This window comes from Streptomyces doebereineriae, from assembly GCF_031845645.1.
Taxonomy (GTDB): Bacteria; Actinomycetota; Actinomycetes; order Streptomycetales; family Streptomycetaceae; genus Streptomyces; species Streptomyces canus.
In genome coordinates this window covers 1-16410 of sequence record NZ_JAVREZ010000034.1, presented here as the reverse complement: position 1 = coordinate 16410, position 16410 = coordinate 1, and the positions used below count along the sequence as shown (strand labels likewise).

Sequence of the window (16410 nt, the reverse complement as noted above, 5' to 3'; positions counted from 1 at the left end):
CGTTACCACGTTCGCCCCCGGTCTGCGGTCTGGGACCCCACTGGCATGCTAAGCCGCGGGTTCGTGCGCAGAACGGTGAAGGAGTACGCGGGGACGGCGCAGTCCGGCCCGGTCAGCCGGTCGTGGGCCGGGGCGGCCGGGGCAGGGCCGAAACGGCTGTCGGCGTCCGGGGAGACGGTGAGGGTGGTGCGCGCGTAGCCGGTGTCACCCTCGGAGCCGGACAGTCGGACGCGGACCGTGGCGGCTTCCGGCGTGGTGTTCGCGATCTTGACGATCACCTCGCCTGTGGCGCTGTCGCGGACGGCCGAGACGGCGAAGACCTCGGGCTCCGGCCGGACGTCCTCGACGTCGTGGACGAGTTCGCCGTCGCGGTAGCACCGGATGTGTCGGCCGTCGACCTCGACCCGCAGGTCGTACCAGCGGCCGCTCTCGACCGGCTCGGCCCGGCGCTCACTGAGTTCGTCCGGTACGCCGTCGTCCACGCGCTGCAGCCACGTCGAACGGTTCTCCCAGCCGCCGAGCGTCCAATGACACCAGTTCCCCGGCGACGTGCCGGCGAAGCCCAGGACGAAGCCCTCGGCACCGTCTGTCTTCCGGGCCCGTACGGAGAGAACGTACGACAGCCCGTCCACCGCGTCCGGCAGCAGCAGCCTGGCATCCGTTCCGGTCGCCGTCTGCCGGACACCGCCCTCGCCATACGGCTCCCATACGCCGGACTCGGCCTGCCAGTCGCCGAGGTCCGGGGCCGGCTCGGACTCACCACTCAGGGGGCCGACGGACACATCCGTGAACTCCGCGCGGGTGCCGGCGCCGGTTCCGATGTGGACCGTGTGCCGCGGGTTCTGAGGAGCGGACGGCTCCTGGGGAGCTCCGGTGACCGTCACGGGCAGGGCGGTGTCGCCCGAGTTAACCGAATGCATCCGCTGCACGTGGTAGTTGAGGGTGGGCCAGACGTTCGTGTTGTCGAAGTAGATCAGGTCGGGCAGCCACTGAGTGTGGTCGCGCTTGGCCAGCAGCGGGGCGTAAGAGGCCAGCCGGACGACATCGCCATTGCGTTCCATGGCGATCATGTAGGCCGCTTCGGCGATGGCGCTTCGGCCGTTGTTGCGCCAGCTGCCGTACTCGCCGATGTAGAGGTGGGGGCCCTCGCGGTCCATGGTGTCGAAGCGGCGGGTGTTCTCCAGGAACCAGCGGGGCGATTTGTAGGAGTGCTCGTCGACGACGGGAAGGTTCCGCTCGCGGGCGAACGCCCAGCCCTTCTCCCAGTCCTCCCCGAAGGTGGACGGGCCGAGGGTGCCGATGACCGTGATCTCGGGGTGGTGTTCGCGCAGTGCGTCGTGGATGCGGGAGAAACAGTCGCGGAAGGTGTCGGTGACGGCGTCCTCGTTTCCGACGCCGAGGTACTCCAGGCCGAACGGCTCGGGGTGTCCGGCGGCGGCGCGCACAGATCCCCAGGGCGAGTCGGCGGGGCCGTTGGCCCACTCCACCAGGGCCAGCACCTCGGCGATGTAGGCGTCCATGTCCTCGTCGGGGATGCCCGCCTGGCCGGTCACGTCGCTGTTCTGGCAGCAGACCCCGGCCGCGACGACGGGCAGCGGCTTCGCTCCGATGTCCTCGCAGAACTGGAAATACTCGTAGTAGCCGAGGCCCATCGACTGGTGGTAGTGCCAGATGTTGAACTGCTGACGGCGCTCGTGGAGCGGGCCGATGGTCTCGGACCAGCGGTACATGTTGGCAAGGCCCTGCCCATGGGCGAGGCAACCGCCGGGAAAACGCAGGAACGTCGGCTTCAGGTCGGCGATGGTCTGTGCCAGGTCGGCGCGCAGACCGTTCGGCCGGCCCTTGAAGGTGGCCTGCGGGAAGAGCGAGACCAGGTCCAGGTGGATGGTGCCGGGCCTGGCGGCCGTGAGGGTGAGGCGGGCGTCGGGGTCGGTGACTTCACAGGCGATGACCGCCGCATGGCGTCTCCAGGCGCCGCCCAGCGGACCCAACTCCGCCTGCCCGTGGACTCGTTCGCCGTCCCGGCTCTCGATCCGCGCGACCAGCCGGTCGGCCGGGCCCCCGGCCAGGCGGGCGAAGACGCTCACGTCGTACGTCTCCCCCGCCCGGACCGGGATGCCGTCGAACCCCTCGTTCCGCAGGCCCGCACCGGCGGCGGTGGTGCTGGTCAGCACCGCGTAGTGCGGGTTGGCGGGGTGCGGAGGGTCGTCGGTGGAGACCGTGAGCGATCCAGCGGCACCGTCCCGCTCCACCAGCTCCCAGGCAGTGAGGGAGTGCCATTCGGGACGGTCGGCCGGCCCGTACTCGAAGGACCTGTTCTGTACGAGTTCGGCGTAGAGACCGCCGTCCGCCGCGTAGTTGAGGTCCTCGAAGAACGCCCCGAACAAGTCGGTCGAGATGGCCGTGCCCGGAGCCCGGGTGTCCACCTCCACGACCGTCTCCAGGCCGGATTCACTCATGGTCGTCAACTCTCCTTGTTCTTTCCGCGGTTGGCCGGAGCCCGCTACTTGGCGTACATCAGCTGGCCGAAGCCGAGCTGGTCGTATGCGCCGCTGGTGGTGCCGTAGTCCCCGCCGCCGCCCTCGATGCCGACGAGTTCGCTGGACATGGCCGCAATGTACTTGTCATCCAGGCCCTTGATCCGGTTGTAGTGGTAGTGGAGCATCGCCCACACCGGGCGGATGCCTCCGCGGCCGGACGAGGAGATGGTGGTCTGCTCGTTGTACGTGCAGCCGCTGCCGCTGCCCCAGCTGTAGGTGGTGTACGGCACGTCCAGGCCGATGTTGTACTTGGCGACGTACTGGGCCGCCTTGAAGAACCGGTTGTCGTCGTAGCCGTACAGGTCGACGCCCTGGTTCCAGGCCATCTCGCAGAGCGCGCCCATCTGCCCCATCCCCATGAGGGTGTGGCCCTGGTCGCGGCCGGACTCCTGCCACTGGCCCAGCTCGTAGCCGTCGTCGTCCGTGTACAGGTACGGGACCGCGTTGCCGATGGCGCCGTTGCCCACGCCGCTCTGGAAGTAGGTGACGGCCTCGTCGAACTTGTCACCGTCCTCGCACAGGATCGCGATGGCCATGATCGAGGCCATGTTGCACAGGTCCCAGTTGGCCCAGTAGTGGCTGTCGCAGACGAAGTTGTGATCGCGCAGGAAGCCGTGGTTGATCGGGTAGAACACGTTCAGCAGCATCTGCTGGAAGGCTTCGAGGTCGAACACGCCGTAGTCGCGCAGCAGTTCGCCGACGTTGGCAAACTGCCAGCCGTAGATTCCCGCGGCCAGGATCGCGTCCGTGCTGCCCGTGATCGTGGTCAGGGTGCTGGACCAGGCGTTGCAGATGGCAGCCGCGCAGTCGGCGTGGGCGGTGTCACCGGTGATCAGCCAGCGCAGGGCGTTCTGGTAGGCGGCGGCGATGTCGTTGTAGAGGATCGCGTAGTTCTGGTAGCTCCCGCCGCGGTAGACGGTCTCCTGGGGGTTGGCCACCCAGGTGGACGCGGAGTGCGCGTTGGCGGTCAGCACCTGCCAGTCCGCGTACCACGGGTCGATGCCCGCGGCGACTCTGACCTTGGCACGGTTGATGTCGCCGGGGTGGTGCAGAGCGCCGGGGTGCGTCCAGACGGACGGTGCCGCGGCGAGGGCCAGATTGCGGACACTGTGCCGCCTGCCGACGGCGTCGGCGGAACGTGCGGAGGCGGCGCCGAACGCGCCTGCGAGAGCCACTCCGCCGGCGGCACGCAGGACGCCTCGTCGGCTCGGGGGCTCGGTGTGGAGGCGTTGGGGCGCGCCTTGGCCGAGTGGGGGGAGATCGTTGCGGCTCATAGGATGTGCGACTCCAATCGAACGGGACCCGACAGGCTCTGATCGGGGAGGATGCCGACTTGGTCGAAACTGCGTGGCGTCGAGGCTCGGGAGTTGTGTGAAACGGAGCACAGGACCCACGTGGGAGGGGCGTTGCCGAAGCCGGGGAGATCTCCCGCAGCGTGGGGGAGGTCGGACAACGCCCTCTTCTCAGGCGCGGTCGGACCTATGACGCCGCGGCCGCCCGAGCCTCGGCGGTGGTGAGGAACTTCAGGTTCGTCACGTGCTCGTTGACGTACCACTGCACGGTGTCGGTGGTGTAGTACCAGGTGGGCTTGCGCATGGTGTCGGCGATGACCACGCCGTTGACCACGAGGTTCTCGAAGGTGACGTTCTTGATGGCGTGGTCGGCGTCGTAGCCGAGGAACAGCGACGGGTTGGCGTGGGTGCCCGTGTAGGTGAGGTTCTTGATGTAGACGTCCTCGATGCCGCGGCCGGCCGAGGTGTTGTACGTCTTGTTGAACATGACCCTGAAGTTGAGGAGCTGGCCCCAGCGGAAGTCCTCGACCCGGACGTCCTCGATGCGGATGTTCTTGATGAGGTTGGAGTCGCCGGCGTTTAGGGCGATGCAGCCCTGGTAGTTCAACTGGGGCTCGCGGTGGTCGAGGATGTCGACGTTCTTGATGACGAGGTTCTCGATCACCTCCGGGTCGTCGCTGTTGCCGTGCGTGCCGATGTTGACCGGGTGCGCGACGTCCGCCCACAGGGTGGCGTTCTTGATGGTGATGTCGCGGGTGTCGCCGTACCACTCACCGCGGTGGGCGTAGATGGAGTGGCTGTCGTCGGAGCTGCGGACGAAACAGCCGTCGTAGGTGATGTTTTTGGAGCTGTAGAGGGGGAGGCCGTCGCCCCACTGTCCCCACGTGAAGACCCGGACCTTCTTGACCAGGCCGCCGTCGGCCTCCCAGCAACCCAGGCCGTTGCCGAGCAGGATGACGTCCTCGACACGGATTTTCTTGCTCTGGGTGAGCTGGACGCCGCCGACATTGCCCCTCGGTACCAGCACGCCGTGGCCCCTGAGGCAGGCCTTCTCGGTCTGCTTGAAGTTGATCTGCCCGATGACGACGGCACCGCCCGCCAGGTAGACGGTCTTGCCACTGGGGACGTAGAGGATGTCGCCGGGGATCGTGTGCAGGCCGGGGCCGTAGTAGATGACGTCCGGGTCGTCGGCGGACGGGGCGTGGTGTTCGACGCGGTTCGTGATGACGTGCAGGCAGTCGAAGATCTCGTCGTTGATCTGGACGACCACGTCCTTCGGCTCGTCCAGCGTGAACACCAGGGTGTCGCCGCCAAGTTCGGGCTTGATGCCGAGGGAGTCGGGACGGACCCGGGCCTTGGTGGTCCCGCCCTTGAGGTACGTCACCTCGATCTCGACGGAGCCCTGGAAGTCGAAGTACACCATCGAGGAGCCCCAGACCTTGCCGGAGCCGGTGGTGGGGTTGATCTCCTTCGTGCCCGGCGCATAGCAGGAGAGGGTCTGCCACTCGCCGTCGGGGGCGGTGCGCACCCGCACCTTGAAGCTGGCCTGGGTGGCCACGCCGGACGGTATCGGGTAGGTGACCAGCTTCGGCTCGGGGGCGGTGTCGCCGTCCGCCGTGCCGTCGGCGTGGGCCGCCGTGGCGGTCAGGGAGGACAGGCCGGCGGCGAGGGCGGCGGCTCCCGCGGCCTGGAGGGTTCTGCGGCGGGACGGGTTCGTGTTCATGTGCGGCTCCTTGTCAAAGTGAAGTGGGTCTGCGCCGAAGGGAAGTGATGTTTCGTCAGTCCAGCGGGGCGCTGAGCGTGACGAACGAGTGGGGCGGCAGCGTCAAGGTGAACCCCTGGTCGGTCGTCTTGAGGTCGCCGAAGGGGCGCGGGCCGACCGTGTCCGGGGCTCCGGGGGTGTTGTGGTCCTGGAGCCGGTCGGCGGTCAGGATGCGGGCGGTCGGCTCGCCGACGGCACCGCCACGCAGGTCGAGCGTCACCTCGGCAAGCTCCTCGGCGTCGAGGTTGGACAACGAGATGAGCACCGTCCCGTCCTTGACGCTGGCGGAGGCGGACAGGGTCTCCAACTCCGCGTCGCCGACCGTGCGCCGGGTGCCGTCGCCGCGCAGGTGGACGGCGAGCGAAGTGGAGTCCTGGTGGCCCTTGTTCATCTCGAAGACGTGGTAGGTCGGGGTCAGCACGAGCGCGTCGCCGTCCGTGAGGACCATGGCCTGCAGGACGTTGACGGTCTGGGCGATGTTCGCCATGTGCAGGCGGGCGGCATGCTTGTGGAAGATGTCGAAGTGGGTGCTCGCCACGAGCGCGTCACGCAGGCTGTTCTGCTGAAACAGGAACCCGGGGTTGGTGCCGGGCTCGACGTCCCACCAGGTGCCCCACTCGTCCAGGACCAGACCGAGGGTGCGGCCGGGGTCGTAGACGTCCATGACGGTGGAGTGGCCGGTGAGGATGCGGTCGATCCGGCGGGCCGCGGCCATCGTGCGGTAGTAGTCGTCGGTGTCGAAGGCGGTGGCGCTGCCCTTCGCCTCCCAGGGGCCGGCGATCGTGTAGTAGTGCACGGACAGGCCCTGGAAGAAGTTCTTCGGTGTGGCCTCGCAGCCGAAGCAGCTGATCTGCTGCATCAGCGTCTCGGTCCACTTGTAGTCGTCGTCGGAAGCGCCCGAGGCGATGCGGTACAGCTTGTTGTCGCCGTGGTCGCGGCAGTACGTGGCGTACTGGCGGGCCAGGTCGGCGGAGTACTCGGCGCGCATGTTGCCGCCGCAGCCCCAGGTCTCGTTGCCGATGCCCCAGTACTTCACGCGCCAGGGCTCGTCTCGGCCGTTGGCCTTGCGCAGCCGGACCATGGGGCTGTCGCCGTCGCGGGTGAGGTACTCGACCCACTCACTCATCTCCTGGACGGTGCCGGAGCCGACGTTGCCGCTGATGTACGGCTCGGCGCCGAGGAGTTCGCACAGAGCCATGAACTCGTGGGTGCCGAAGTGGTTGTTCTCCTCCACCTCACCCCAATGGGTATTGACCATCCGGGGCCGCTGCTCACGCTGACCGATGCCGTCCTTCCAGTGGTACTCGTCGGCGAAACAGCCGCCCGGCCAGCGCAGGTTGGGGATGTTCAGGGCCCGCAACGCCTGGACGACGTCGAGCCGGATGCCTCCTTCGTTGGGTATCGGCGAGTCCTCCCCGACCCAGAAGCCGCCGTAGACGCAGCGGCCCAGGTGCTCGGCGAAGTGGCCGTAGAGATGTCGGCTGATCGTCGGGCCCTCGATGTCGAGGTTGATGACCGCGGTGGCGTTGGGCACGGACGTACTCCTGCGTCGTTGGGGAGGCGCATGGGGGGCGCGAGGCGTTGCGGGGCGTTGCTGCTGGGAGCATTGCTGCGGGGCGTGTTGCAGCGGGGCGCGAGCGGGGGTGGCGCGGCGATTCCCGAGCGTGGCTGCCTCGTTCGAGGTGTCGAAGTGTTAGCAACCGGTTTCTTGTAGCGCTACAAGAAGCTGCCACCGTCCCACCGGAAGAGTCAAGAGGCTTGCGTCAAGGTGATGTCGACGGAAGCGAACACCCGGTCGGGCCGAGTCTTTTGGGAGGTTCCGAGCTCTTGACACCACTTGGAAACCGCACCTAGCGTTCGCCGCAAGTTTTCACAACCGGTTTCCTGTGGCAGGCGTTTCGGGGCGTGACGCCGCACAGACGAAGCACCGGTCCCCCGTCTCTCGGCCTTCACCCGTGTTCGGCGGCAGCCGACGAGGCCGTACACCACATCCGGGTGCGCGACAGCGCTTCCTTCTCCCTGCCCTGAGGTCCCTCCCCGCGCGTCCTCTCCCGCGCGGCAGCGCCGTCGTCCTCGCACACACCCCTGCCCTCAACCCGCGCGAAAGGCTTCATCGCCATGCCCGTTTCATCCAGAGGCTCCCTCGACCGGCGCCGCTTCCTGGCCGCCTCCGCCGGCGCCGCTCTCTCCGCCGCAGCCCTGCCCGGCTGTGCCGCCTCCGTCGACTCCGGGAGCGGTGCCAAGGGTGCCGAGGAGACGCTCACCATCATGGACGTCGCCTGGCCCAAGAAGGACAAGCAGAACGCCGAGCAGGCTCTCGGCATGAACCTCGACATCGTCACCTACGACATCACCAAGCTCAACGCCATGCTGGCCGGCAAGAACCCGCCGGACGTGGTCCGCGGCGTCGGCGCGACGGATGTGCCCTACTTCGCCGCGCGCGATCTGATGTCCGACCTGGATGCGTACTTCGCCAAGAGCGACGTGCTCAAGCCCTCCGACCTCGCCCCGGCCAACGACGTGTGGCGCTACGACAGCTCGACCAGGAAGCAGGGCACGGGCCCCCGCTACGGCATGGCCAAGGACTACTCGCAGGACTGCATGTTCTGGTACCGCACCGACATGTTCGAGGCGGCCGGACTGGAACTCCCCAGCGACACCGAACCGTTGTCCTGCGACGAGTGGCTGGACCTCGGCAAGCGCCTGGTCAAGCGCAGGCTCGGCAAGGTGAAGGTGTACGGCCTCAGCGGCACGGCTCTGGGCGGCCCCCTCACCGAGGTCATGTGGATGGCCGCGTCAGCCGGCGGAAGCCTGTTCGCCGAGGACCTGGCCACGGTGGACTTCTCCTCGCCCGAAGCGCTCAAGGCGCTGACGTGGTATCTGGACTACGCGAAGGCCGACATCGGTCCGAGCGTCGTCAACCCCAACCCGGACGGCTGGGACTGGCCCACCTACCAGGCCAACCGTATGGCGATGGCCACCGACGGCTACTGGTTCGGCGGGACGATCGGCGGCGACGCCAAGATCGCCGAGGTCTCCCGGTTCGCCCCCGCACCCCAGCTCGGCAGCCACCGCATCAGCCCTTGTTTCAGCGGCACCGGCTACTGGATCCCCAAGGGCGCCAAGAACAAGGACGCCGCCTGGAAGTACTTCGAGTGGTACTTCGGCGGCAAGCCCGCCCGGGACCGCGCGACCACCGGCTGGGGCATCCCCTCCCTGAACTCGCTGCGCTCGAAGATGCCGCGGGACACCGCTTTCCACAAGCAGTCCTACGAGGTCCAGCAACGGGAGCTGCCCTACTTCTCGGTGCTGCCCGTCAGCCCGTACGCCCAGATGGACGCCCTCAACGCGGTGCTCACGAAGGTGCTGCCGGACGCGGTCAAGTCCGGCACCTCGGCCGGGAAGGTCGCGGACACGCTCAACTCCCGGATGAACGAACAGCTCGCGCGGGGCAAGGAGCTGGTGGGGTGAGTACCGAACAGCTCGCCGCGCCGGACGCGCGTTCGCCGATGCGGGCGGCCGTCACCCGGCCCGGCTCGACGCGAGCACGTCGTCCCCGCTCGCTGCGGGCCCGCCGGACCGGGGCGTTCTATGTGTTCGCCGGCCCCTGGCTGCTGGGTTTCCTCGCCATGACGGTCTTCCCGCTGGGGTACGCGCTGTGGCTGAGTTTCACCAACTCCGACGGGCTCTCGCCGAACTCCCGCTACGTGGGGCTGGCCAACTACCGTGAGGTCTTCACCGACCCGGACACACTGGCGTCGCTGACCCGCACCGGCCTGTTCACCGTCATCACGGTGCCGCTGACGGTCGCCGCGGGACTGTTCCTCGCGGTGCTGCTGAATCAGCCGATCCGCGCCCGGGGCGTGTTCCGCACGCTGGTCTATCTGCCGGCCGTGGTGCCACCGGTCGGTTCCGCCCTCGTCTTCAAGCTGATCTTCGACCGTGACTCGGGTTCGGCCAACGGCCTGCTGGACCTCTTCGGCGTGAACGGACTCTCCTGGCTGGCGGATCCCTACGCCCGCTATGTACTGATCTCCCTGACCGTGTGGGGCTGCGGGAACGTCATGATCATCTCGTTGGCGGGACTCCAGGACATCCCCGCGGAACTGCTCGACGCAGCGCGGGTGGACGGGGCGAGCTGGTGGCAGTCCTTCACCCGGATCACCCTGCCCCTCCTCTCCCCCGTGCTGTTCTTCCAGGTGGTGACCCAGATCATCGCAACGCTGCAGAGCTTCCTGCCGCTCCTCATCTCGATCGACCCCACCCCCAAGGGCGTAGGAGCCGTCCCCGAGAGCAACCAGCTGATCATGATCGACGTCTTCGCGCAGTACTTCTCCAACGGCCGCTACGGCTACGCCTCCGCCCTGCTCTGGGTGCTCTTCGCGTTCGTCATGGCCGTCACCTTCCTCGTCTTCAGGCTGAGCAAGGGAGTGGTCTTCTACTCCGTCGATCCCGAACACGCGAAGAACAAGCCCCGGACGATCGGAGACAACTGATGGTCCTGGCCCGACGCAAAGTCGTCTACATGCTTCTGGTCGCGATCCTGGTGCTCATGCTCAGCCCCTTCGGCTGGCTCCTGATCAGCGCGTTCAAGGATCCCTCCGAACTGCGCGCGGTGCCCATCCACTGGTGGCCGCACCACCCGACCCTGGAGAACTTCCGCCTGGCCCTCACCCTCTTCGACTTTTTCGGCTACGCCCGCAACTCGCTGACGATCGCCGGCATCTACTCGACCCTGATCACCCTGGCCTCGGCTTGGGCCGGCTACGGCTTCGCCCGACTCAGCGGGCCCGGCAAACGGATCATCTTCGGCCTCATGCTGTCCACGATGATGACGCCGCAGATCATCACCCTCATCCCGACCTACCTGCTGTTCTCCAAGGCCGGCCTGGTCAACACGTATGTGCCGTGGGTGCTGTGGGGGCTGTGCGGAGCGCCGTACCTGATCTTCCTCTTCCGGCAGTTCTTCAGCAACATGCCCAAGGAACTGGAGGAGGCGGCGATCATCGACGGCTGCGGACAGATCCGCATCTTCTGGCGGATCTTCCTCCCTCAGTCCTGGCCCGTCATCGCCACCAGCCTGGTCCTCTCCTTCAGCTGGAGCTGGGGCGACTACATCTCCCCCGCACTGCTGCTGGACGACGACCGCACCACACTCGCGGTGAAGATGGCCACCGGCTACGTCACCGAGCACGGAACCGGGCTCTACACCGTCGTCGGAGCGGGCGCCATCCTGTACATCGTGCCCTCGCTGGTCCTGTTCCTGATCCTGCAGCGTGGCTTCGTCACCAGCACCGCCACGTCCGGACTCAAGTGACCAGAGCAGCTCCTCAAGAGAATCAGATCAAACCGTCCTTCGACGAGTGGAACGTCCAGACCTACGGACCTCTTCGCTGCGTCCGGGAACGTCGTCCGAATGTGACCTCCGAGCACCGTCGGCATCCAGACCGAGAAGGAATCCCCAGCCATGACCGTCTTCACCACCCAGGACGGCGTCCTCGAACGACGCACCCCGCACGAGGTCCTCCTCGTCGAGCCCTGGGGGCCGAACTCGGTACCGGTCCGCGCCCGCCCCGGTCACGCTCCCGACGACACACTCCCCGGCGCCCTCGACGTCCCCGCCGCGTGCCCTGCCACCACCGTGACCGCGGACGCGGCCGGCAGCGCCCGCATGGTCAACGGCTGTCTCACCGTGGAGGCCGGCAACGACGGCTCGCTGCGCTTCCTGCACACCGCCACGGGCCGCGAACTGCTCTCCGACAAGCGCCCCTACCAGGCAAGCCCGCAGGCGCGCTCCTACGCACCGCTCGACGACGGCACCTACCGCATCGAGCAGCGCTTCGAGGCGTACGACGGCGAACGGATCCACGGCCTTGGCCAGCATCTGCACGGCTGCCTCGACCAGAAGGGCCTGGTGATCGATCTGGTCCAGGGCAACACGGTGGTCACCATCCCCTTCCTGCACTCCTCCCGCGGCTACGGCCTGCTCTGGAACAACCCCGCGATGGGCAGGGTCGAGCTGGGCAGGGATGCCACCCGCTGGGTCGCCGACTCGGCCCACCGGATCGACTACTGGATCACTGCGGGCGACACCCCGGCCCAGATCATGGAGGCCTACGCCGAGGCCACCGGCCACCCTCCGCTGCTGCCCGAATGGGCAGCCGGTTTCTGGCAGTCCAAGCTGCGCTACCGCACCCAGGACGAACTCCTGGCAGTCGCCCGGGAGTACAAGGAGCGCGGGCTGCCTCTGTCGGTGATGGTCTGCGACTTCTTCCACTGGACCCACATGGGTGACTGGGACTTCGATCCCATCGACTGGCCCGACCCGGCCGCCATGATCAAAGAACTGGAGTCGCTCGGCGTCAAGTTGGCGGTGTCCGTCTGGCCCTCCGTGGACCCCGGCAGCCGTAACCACGACCCGCTGCACGACAGCGGGCTCCTCGTCGGCGACAGCCACGGCGGTCTGCTGGCCTTCCACTGGCCCGCCCGCGGACGCGGCACGGACTACCGGCCGATGACCTACTTCGACGCCACCCATCCGGACGCCCGCCGCCATCTCTGGCAGCAACTGAGCGAGCACTACCACTCGCTCGGTGTCTCCGCCTTCTGGCTCGACGCCTGCGAGCCGGACCTGCCTCTCGAACTGGCCGTCCGCGGGGTCTACTCGGCGGGTCCCGGTACCCAGGTGGGCAACCTCTACGGGAAGCAGGTCGCCCGTGCCGTCGCCGAAGGCCTGAACGAGGCCGGCGACGAGCGCCCACTCAGCCTCGTCCGCTCCGCCTGGGCCGGCAGCCAGCGCTACGGTGCCGCCCTGTGGTCCGGTGACATCCAGCCCACCTTCGAGTCGCTGGCCCAGCAGATCCGGGCCGGACTGAACGTCGCGATGAGCGGCATCCCATGGTGGAACACCGACATCGGCGGCTTCCTCGGTGGCGACCCCACCGACCCGGCCTACCAGGAGTTGCTGGTCCGGTGGTTCCAGTACGGCACCTTCAGCCCCATCATGCGGCTGCACGGCGACCGTGCGCCGAACCACCCCACCTTCTCCGCGGACATGACCGGCGGACCGAACGAGGTCTGGTCGTACGGAGAACAGGCATACCCGATCCTGACCGCGCACCTGCGGCTGCGCGAGCGGCTGCGCCCCTATCTGCTGGAGTTGTCCGAGCAGGCGCACCGCACCGGGGCGCCGGTGATGCGTCCCCTGTTCTTCGGCTTCCCCGAGGACGCGCACGCCTGGACCGTCGACGACCAGTTCCTCCTCGGACCGGACATCCTCGTCGCGCCGGTCGCCAAGGCCGGAGCCCGCAGCCGCGCCGTCCACCTCCCGGCCGGCGCCCGCTGGACCGACACCGCCACCGGCGAGCTCCACGAGGGCGGCACCACGTTCGACGCGCCCGCGCCACTGGAACGTATCCCGGTCTTCGTCCGTGACGGCGCCGCCGTCACGGACGCGTTCACACAGCTCACCGCCTGATGGCCGATGCGCCGGCCTTCGCAGCACGGTGAACCGATCCGAGGAGCAGGTCGGGTTGTGCGAGCCGGCAGACGCAGCTGGCGATAGTCCTCACGCCCGGGTCCACGCCCTGAACCGGGTCATCGACAGAGTGCTGACGGCCCCGATCAAGTCCGACACCTCGCCCCGGAAAGATCGCCGACGCGCTCAGCCCGATGTGTGCGTGCCGCCTCGACAGCGGTCACGACCTTCGACATTTCATCGAACCGGTTCGAGGAGGCCGGCGCCGACGAAACCGGCCAGCAGTACCCCAGGACCCGGATCCATTCGACCGCACAGGCTGCCCGTCCTGGCGGGTGCAGGGCAGCCCCAACTGTCGAATTCGACATCCGGCCTACTAGCGCTCGGGGGTACACCCGGACAGGCCAGGCATTACACCTCCACACACTGACGTTTCCGGGCCGTTACGAGAATTTCGGTTCGAGGCGTTGACACTCGTCCGGGTTGCTCCTACCTTCACTTCACGCGAACCGGTTCGACGATCGACACTTGGCTGATTTCAGTCCCTGGATCCATCGAACCGGTTCGACCGACCTCGGCAGGGAGCCCTCCGTGAACATCGGTGAGATTGCCAAGCGGGCCGGTGTCTCGCGGAGCACCGTGTCCTACGCTCTGAGCGGGAAGCGCCCCGTGTCCGAGGACACCCGTCAGAAGATCCAGCGGGTCATCGACGAGCTGGGCTACCAGCCCAACGCGAGTGCGCGGGCCCTCGCCAACGGCCGGACCGACACCATCGGTCTGGTCTTCCCGCCGGCCGGGAACCACTACACCGGCATGCAGCTGGACTTCATCGGCAGCGTCACCGAGGCCGCCGCGGCCTACGACTACGACGTGCTGCTCTCACCGAGCGGTGCGGACAGCGACCGTTCGTTCCAGCGGCTGCTGGGCGAGCGGCGGGTCGACGGCGCGATCCTGATGGAGATCCGGCTGCAGGACGACCGGCTCGACCACCTGACCGCGGTGGACTTCCCCTCCGTCGCCATCGGCCGCACCGCCCACCCGGAGGGCGGCTGGTGGGTGGGCCTGGACCACACAGCACTGGCCGCCGCCTGTGTGCACCACCTCGCGGACCTGGGCCACCGCAGGATCGCCTTCGTCAACCGGCCCGAACAGCTCCTGCGGGCCGGGTACGAGTCCGCCCACCGGGGGCTCGACGGGTTCACCAAGGCCGCGGCGGAACGCGGGCTGGCCGTCCGGACGTACTGCTGCGGGGACGACCCTGCCTCCGGCCTCGCCTGTCTGGAGCGGATCCTGCACGACGACCCGGCCACCACGGCCCTGGTCACCCTGAACGAGGCCGCGCTCGGCGGCCTCTACGGAGGGCTGGCCCAGGCCGGCCGCCATGTGCCCCGCGACTTCTCCGTCACCGGGGTCGTGGCAAGCCGTTGGGCGGAGACGGTGACCCCGCAGCTCACCGCGGCGGACGTGCCTGCGGAGCAGCTGGGCCGGCTCGCCGTCGACCTGCTCGTCGAGCGGCTCGACCATCCCGACACACCGGCCCGACATCACCTGCTCGCGCCGCCGATCTCGTTGCGAGCGAGCACCGCACCCGCCGCTCACACGCACCCCTGACGTCACCCCGCACTCCCCCCGTCACACTCCACACTGGCCGACCGCGCACTCACCGCTCGGTTCGGCGAGCCCGGCAGGCCCCGATCACCCCTCCCAGGGCACACCTGTGCCGATCCAAGGGCACACCTGTGCCAAAACCCATGAGGAACGCGCAATGAACAGATATGCCAGACGGCGTCTCACCGCCGCAGTCCTGACCGTCGTCGCCGTCACCGCCGGCGTCACCGCCTGCGGCTCCGGCTCGGGTAGCAGCGGCACCCACAGCGCCGGCAGCGGCACGTACACCGTCTGGGACCCGTACCCGCAGTTCGACAAGACCTCGGCCTGGGCCCAGGTGCTGGACACCTGCGGCAAGGGCGCCGGCGTGAAGATCAAGCGGACTGCCTTCGACACCAGTGACCTCACGAACAAGGCGCTGCTCGCGGCGCAGCAGGGAAACTCCCCGGACGTGCTGATCGTCGACAACCCCGTGGTGTCGACGCTGGCGGAAGCGGGCGTGCTCACCACGACCGACGACAACAAGATCGACACCACGAAGGTGGACCCCAACCTGCTCGCGGCCGGCCAGTCGGGCGGCAAGACCTACGGCACCCCGATCGGCGCCAACACCCTGGCCCTCTACTACAACAAGAAGGTCCTGAAGGAAGCCGGCGTGGACATCGCCTCGATCAAGGACTGGAAGTCGCTGACCGCGGCACTCGCCAAGGTCAAGCAGGCGGGGAAGAAGGGCATCACGTTCTCGGCGATCGGCACCGAGGAGGGCAGCTTCCAGTTCCTGCCCTGGTTCTGGGGCTCGGGAGCGAAGCTGACCGAGCTCGACTCGCCTCAGGGCGTCTCGGCGCTGTCGCTGTGGAAGAACTGGCTGACGAAGGGCTACGCGCCCAACTCGGTCATCAACAACACCCAGACCACCAGCTGGCAGGAGTTCGCGAGCGGCGACTACGCGTTCGCCGAGAACGGCACCTGGCAGCTCGCAGCCGCCGACAAGGGCGGCCTCGACTACGGGGTCCTGCCCATACCCGCCGCCGCGGGAGGCAACGCCTCCGCCCCCACCGGCGGCGAGTTCGTCACCGTCCCGGTCCAGGACGACACCGGCCGCTACACCACCTCGCAGAAGCTGGTCTCCTGCCTGACCGGCGACGAGAACCTGAACTTCACCGACAAAACGCTGTCCTACGTGGCGCCCACCAGCATCATCCAGGCCAAGGAGAAGGCGGCCAACCCGGAGCTGACGCCGTGGATCGAGGCGGTCAAGGCGGCCAAGGGCCGCACCAGTGACGACCTGGGCACCAAGTACCCGAAGATCTCCGAGCAGATGTGGAAGGCCGTTCAGTCCGCCCTCAGCGGGTCCCAGTCACCCAAGGACGCGATGGTCGCGGCCCAGGTCGCCGCCGCCAAGTAGCAAGGACTCCCGGCCCCAGATGAACCGCACCACGCACCTGCCGGACCGGCAGCCGGTGCGCGACCGGAACGGGGCGGCCACCGCCGCCCCGCCCCCGGCCCGCGCAACCGACCGGCGCCGTCGTCCCGTCTCCTCGCAGTGGGCCGCCTGGGCGTTCCTCGCCCCGGTGACCCTGTACCTCGTCCTGTTCTACGCCTATCCGCTGTACCGCAACCTCGACCTGAGCCTGCGCCACTACACCGTGCGCTCGTTCGTGCAGGGGGATGCGCCCTTCACCGGCCTGGCGAACTACCGGACGGTCTTCGACGACCCGACCTTCGCCCCGG

At 68.1% G+C, this 16410-nt stretch carries 10 protein-coding genes and 1 pseudogene; 7 read left to right on the top strand and 4 right to left on the bottom strand.

Annotated elements, in window-relative coordinates; all coding sequences use genetic code 11:
- Positions 1 to 2: 2 nt before the first annotated feature.
- The 4 genes from RNB18_RS48475 to RNB18_RS48460 form a co-directional block, all read right to left on the bottom strand.
- Positions 3 to 2459 carry an alpha-L-arabinofuranosidase C-terminal domain-containing protein gene (locus RNB18_RS48475; protein ID WP_311720556.1) on the bottom strand — a complete coding sequence of 819 codons (2457 nt, stop codon included), beginning with the start codon at positions 2457 to 2459 and terminating at the stop codon, positions 3 to 5.
- A 44-nt stretch (positions 2460 to 2503) separates the two neighbouring features.
- On the bottom strand, positions 2504 to 3814 hold the full coding sequence (locus RNB18_RS48470) for an alginate lyase family protein (RefSeq protein WP_311720555.1): 1311 nt from the start codon (positions 3812 to 3814) through the stop codon (positions 2504 to 2506).
- 205 nt (positions 3815 to 4019) lie between these two features.
- A complete protein-coding gene (locus RNB18_RS48465) occupies positions 4020 to 5555 on the bottom strand; it encodes a glycosyl hydrolase family 28 protein (RefSeq protein WP_311720554.1) in 1536 nt (511 codons plus the stop codon).
- 55 nt (positions 5556 to 5610) lie between these two features.
- Positions 5611 to 7128: an alpha-N-arabinofuranosidase gene (locus tag RNB18_RS48460; RefSeq protein WP_311720553.1), complete on the bottom strand. Its 1518-nt coding sequence runs from the start codon at positions 7126 to 7128 to the stop codon at positions 5611 to 5613.
- A gap of 584 nt (positions 7129 to 7712) precedes the next feature.
- Here RNB18_RS48460 and RNB18_RS48455 point away from each other — a divergent pair.
- From RNB18_RS48455 to RNB18_RS48425, 7 genes and pseudogenes are all read left to right on the top strand, one after another.
- Positions 7713 to 9065 (top strand): extracellular solute-binding protein, encoded by a 1353-nt coding sequence (locus RNB18_RS48455; RefSeq protein ID WP_311720552.1) that lies wholly within the window; start codon positions 7713 to 7715, stop codon positions 9063 to 9065.
- Entirely contained in the window at positions 9062 to 10090 is a 1029-nt protein-coding gene (locus RNB18_RS48450) for a carbohydrate ABC transporter permease (protein WP_311720551.1), read from the top strand. Before RNB18_RS48455 ends, RNB18_RS48450 begins: the two co-directional genes overlap by 4 nt.
- On the top strand, positions 10090 to 10911 hold the full coding sequence (locus RNB18_RS48445) for a carbohydrate ABC transporter permease (protein ID WP_311720550.1): 822 nt from the start codon (positions 10090 to 10092) through the stop codon (positions 10909 to 10911). The genes RNB18_RS48450 and RNB18_RS48445 overlap by 1 nt, the downstream gene beginning before the upstream one ends.
- A 150-nt stretch (positions 10912 to 11061) precedes the next feature.
- A complete protein-coding gene (locus tag RNB18_RS48440; protein WP_311720549.1) occupies positions 11062 to 13071 on the top strand; it encodes a glycoside hydrolase family 31 protein in 2010 nt (669 codons plus the stop codon).
- 591 nt (positions 13072 to 13662) lie between these two features.
- The gene (locus RNB18_RS48435; protein ID WP_266520869.1) at positions 13663 to 14682 is read left to right on the top strand and encodes a LacI family DNA-binding transcriptional regulator; all 1020 of its coding nucleotides are present in this window, start codon (positions 13663 to 13665) and stop codon (positions 14680 to 14682) included.
- A 154-nt stretch (positions 14683 to 14836) separates the two neighbouring features.
- The gene (locus RNB18_RS48430) at positions 14837 to 16084 is read left to right on the top strand and encodes a sugar ABC transporter substrate-binding protein (protein WP_266520872.1); all 1248 of its coding nucleotides are present in this window, start codon (positions 14837 to 14839) and stop codon (positions 16082 to 16084) included.
- Between the two features lie 19 nt (positions 16085 to 16103).
- A pseudogene (locus tag RNB18_RS48425) lies at positions 16104 to 16410 on the top strand (sugar ABC transporter permease); the annotation flags it as partial.

Excerpts from the sequence above, each read along its gene's own strand:
- RNB18_RS48465 (WP_311720554.1), bottom strand. The coding sequence starts at position 5,555 with ATGAACACGAACCCGTCCCGCCGCAGAACCCTCCAGGCCGCGGGAGCC.
- RNB18_RS48430 (WP_266520872.1), top strand. The coding sequence starts at position 14,837 with ATGAACAGATATGCCAGACGGCGTCTCACCGCCGCAGTCCTGACCGTC.
- RNB18_RS48470 (WP_311720555.1), bottom strand. The coding sequence starts at position 3,814 with ATGAGCCGCAACGATCTCCCCCCACTCGGCCAAGGCGCGCCCCAACGC.
- RNB18_RS48455 (WP_311720552.1), top strand. The coding sequence starts at position 7,713 with ATGCCCGTTTCATCCAGAGGCTCCCTCGACCGGCGCCGCTTCCTGGCC.
- RNB18_RS48445 (WP_311720550.1), top strand. The coding sequence starts at position 10,090 with ATGGTCCTGGCCCGACGCAAAGTCGTCTACATGCTTCTGGTCGCGATC.
- RNB18_RS48440 (WP_311720549.1), top strand. The coding sequence starts at position 11,062 with ATGACCGTCTTCACCACCCAGGACGGCGTCCTCGAACGACGCACCCCG.
- RNB18_RS48475 (WP_311720556.1), bottom strand. The coding sequence starts at position 2,459 with ATGAGTGAATCCGGCCTGGAGACGGTCGTGGAGGTGGACACCCGGGCT.